This window comes from Chryseobacterium sp. RR2-3-20, from assembly GCF_017808115.1.
In the GTDB taxonomy this organism is placed as follows: domain Bacteria; phylum Bacteroidota; class Bacteroidia; order Flavobacteriales; family Weeksellaceae; genus Chryseobacterium; species Chryseobacterium oryzae.
On sequence record NZ_JADQBD010000131.1, the window covers coordinates 1 to 3,019 of the forward strand.

Consider the following 3,019-nt stretch of genomic DNA (forward strand, 5'->3'; position numbering starts at 1 on the left):
TTTGTAAGTTAGCAGTATTGAAAAAGCATTCGCTACGTTTGGTGTTTCTTGAACTTTTAGTTCTTCGAAATCCTGCACTTCGCCAATACTTTTTCCGTTAGCCGTAATTTTATCCCAATGAAGCACATAATCAATATTTTAGGAATTTTATCAATTTTTTTTTCATATACTAATCTTAAAGCTGAAACTTGGAATGAGCCTTGGCAAAAAGAAATTATAGAGAAATCTGATTATTTTGTTTTTGGTGAAGTGATAGAGAATAAAGGAAAAGATGCAAAAGTAATAATCAATAAAAATTTTGGACAAAATAAGATTAATGATACTATTACTATTAACAATTTTTTCTTGTTAAACTATACTAGTAATTCTGGAGAAAACATAAAATTTCCACTTACAAAAGGAACTTCATACTATCTATTTCTAAAAAAAAATGACTCCGGAAGTTTCTCGTTACCTACACCAACTTCTGGATTTGCAAATATCGATGAAAACAAAAAAGTCTATGCAACTTACAGACACAGTTATCATATGGCTCTAATTCCACAAAACATTTATGAAATGACTTATAAAAATATTTGGAATTATTACAAGAATAAGAAATTTGACAAAGAAGAAATTATGACTTTCATAAATAAGGAATTAAGTGAGAAACCTGCAACATTTGATGATAAGGAAATTGACACTTTTTTTCTACAACATTCTGCTTTAGAAACTGCATACTTACTTGATTTAGCACCAAATTTGTATGAAGTTTTAAAGTTTGCAAAATCAGATAATTTTCATTCAAAAGTTTCAGCTATTCAACTTTTGGGAAATTACAAAAATGAAAAGGCGGAAAGTTTTTTGTTTAGTATTGTACAAAATGATGAATTTGATAATTTTCAAAAAGTGGTTGCAATTTGGGCTTTGAAAAAATCAAATAATAAAAAATATATCCAAAAACTAAAAGAAGTTAAGAATAAATTGTCAGACAAAGCAAAAGGATTTGGTGGAAATTTAATGGATCCGAGAGTTGGAACACATTTTCCAAGTCCAAAAGAAGCCGTCGAAAAAATCTAAAAAAAACTACGGCTAACATAGTATTTGCAAAAGGCGTGGTTGAATTTATAATAGAACTACCAGTTACTTTTAGTCGCAACTTGCTTTTCATATTGTATTTTTTTGTAATTTAACAATCTGAAAAAGCAATTTGCTTCGTTCGGTCGAAATTGAACTTTTTGTCCAATTTAGCCCGCCCTTCGCAAATACTTTTTCCGTTATACGACATTTTATTGAAACACCGCATAAAAAAATGGAAACGAATATAATTTATAATCCGAAACCACGATTTGAAACTGAATATTATCTGAAAAAACGAAAAGAAATCTTTTTAAAATATTATAGCGGCATAAAAAATACTAAATCACTCATTACTAAATCAAAATTTTGGATTTTAATGCAAATTGAGCTTCTTAAATTCTCACCACTAATAAATCTTTACTTTGGAAAAAATAAAAAAAAATAAATCATTGGAGTTCGCTTTTACTAACAAAAGATTGTATATGAATCTTGTTTTGGGAATTTTATGGTTAGGAATTGGAATCAGTTATTTCTTTGAAGATGATACAAAATTAAAATACAAACCTTACATCGTTACAATTCTCGGAATCACGTATTTATTATTATTTCTTTATGAATTCAAACAAAAGTATTTTGAGATAACAAAAGACAAAATTAAAATCAAGTCAATCCCAAGTAAAGAAATTGACTTGAATGAAGTAACAGAAGTAAAATATTATGCTGACGATTATACTTTTAAAACACCAAGTAAATCTCTAAAAATTTTAAAATCACAAATTAACAAAAAACAACTTCCTGAATTTGAGAATTTCTTTAACAATCTGCAAAATAACTTAAAGAAAAACGTCGTATAACATGGGTTTGGCAAAAGCGGGGCGGAGAGTTATCATTTAGAAGATTTCAGCACTTTTAGCCGCAAAAAACCATTTCGTTTTTTTATTTTTTGTAATTTTGAAAAAACGAAAATGGTTTTTGCTAAGTTCGGGTTTAGTTGGTAGTTTTGTCATTCTTAGCCCCGCCTTCGCCAAGCCCTTTTCCGTTATGTGAAAGCCGATAAAAACCCTGCATTAAATCAAAATTTGAAAATTATTTTGTAATTTTGAGTAAAATATTTGAAAATGGATATTCAAACAAGGAAATTAGAATTTATTCAAGAGTTTTTGAAAATTCAAAGTGAGGAAATTATTTCTCGCCTTGAAAAGATATTGAAAAATATTGATGATGATTTTTCTCCATTAACAATCGAGGAATTCAATTCTAGAATAGATCAATCACTTGAAGATTCAAAAAATGATAAGGTTATTGAATCCAATAAATTAATGGCTGAAATAAAACAATGGCAATAAAAATATATTGGACCAACTTTGCAAAGAAACAACTAAGAAACATTTTCGATTATTATAAAACAAACGCAAGTCCACAAATTGCTCAAAATATAGTTGTCGGAATTGTAGAAAAAGTAAATTCTTTGGAATTCCAAACTGAAATTGGACAAAAGGAAGAGCTACTTTTAGACAGAAAAGAAAATTTCAGATATTTAGTTTTCAAAAAATATAAAATCATTTACTGGTTTAATAAAGATAAAAACAGAATCGAAATTAGTGATGTTTTCGATGCAAGACAAAATCCTATAAAAATTAAAAGGCAAAAGTAATTCGGCCTTCACATAACATAGTATTATTACAAGTCTTTATACAAAGTCCCATAAACACTATATTTCCTTACTTTTTTCATTAATTAGATACAACATAAGTATAACAAATTAAAAAACTTCGGTAAACAGATAGATTCCCGCCTTATTCTGTTTTGCCTGGAAATTTAACTGCTGATATTCAGGAAGCACAAAACAGTAATAAGAATGGCTTGCTTTAGCAAAGCCATTAATTATTAGTAATTCATTCAGACATTCGCCATTAGGCAGAATGACATAAGCCAGATCTCTCAGCCAAAAGTCTGTGCG

6 protein-coding genes are annotated in these 3,019 nt (G+C 28.3%); 5 read left to right on the plus strand and 1 reads right to left on the minus strand.

Translation table 11 applies throughout. From position 1 onward, the window contains the following. Window positions 1-249 precede the first annotated feature (249 nt). From IV513_RS15230 to IV513_RS15250, 5 genes are all read left to right on the plus strand, one after another. Window positions 250-1,059, plus strand: a complete 810-nt coding sequence (locus tag IV513_RS15230; protein ID WP_209391408.1) for a hypothetical protein — start codon at window positions 250-252, stop codon at window positions 1,057-1,059. 232 nt (window positions 1,060-1,291) lie between these two features. Then, window positions 1,292-1,504 carry a hypothetical protein gene (locus IV513_RS15235; RefSeq protein ID WP_209391409.1) on the plus strand — a complete coding sequence of 71 codons (213 nt, stop codon included), beginning with the start codon at window positions 1,292-1,294 and terminating at the stop codon, window positions 1,502-1,504. Between the two features lie 37 nt (window positions 1,505-1,541). Beyond that, window positions 1,542-1,913 (plus strand): hypothetical protein, encoded by a 372-nt coding sequence (locus tag IV513_RS15240; RefSeq protein ID WP_209391410.1) that lies wholly within the window; start codon window positions 1,542-1,544, stop codon window positions 1,911-1,913. Window positions 1,914-2,177: 264 nt separating this feature from the next. Beyond that, complete coding sequence (locus IV513_RS15245) at window positions 2,178-2,405, plus strand: hypothetical protein (protein WP_209391411.1); 228 nt, start codon at window positions 2,178-2,180, stop codon at window positions 2,403-2,405. Beyond that, window positions 2,396-2,713, plus strand: a complete 318-nt coding sequence (locus IV513_RS15250) for a type II toxin-antitoxin system RelE/ParE family toxin (RefSeq protein WP_209391412.1) — start codon at window positions 2,396-2,398, stop codon at window positions 2,711-2,713. The genes IV513_RS15245 and IV513_RS15250 overlap by 10 nt, the downstream gene beginning before the upstream one ends. Window positions 2,714-2,821: 108 nt before the next feature. Here the strand turns inward: IV513_RS15250 and IV513_RS15255 are convergent. Continuing rightward, the coding region (locus IV513_RS15255) for a thermonuclease family protein (protein WP_209391413.1) at window positions 2,822-3,019 on the minus strand (198 nt) is incomplete at its 5' end.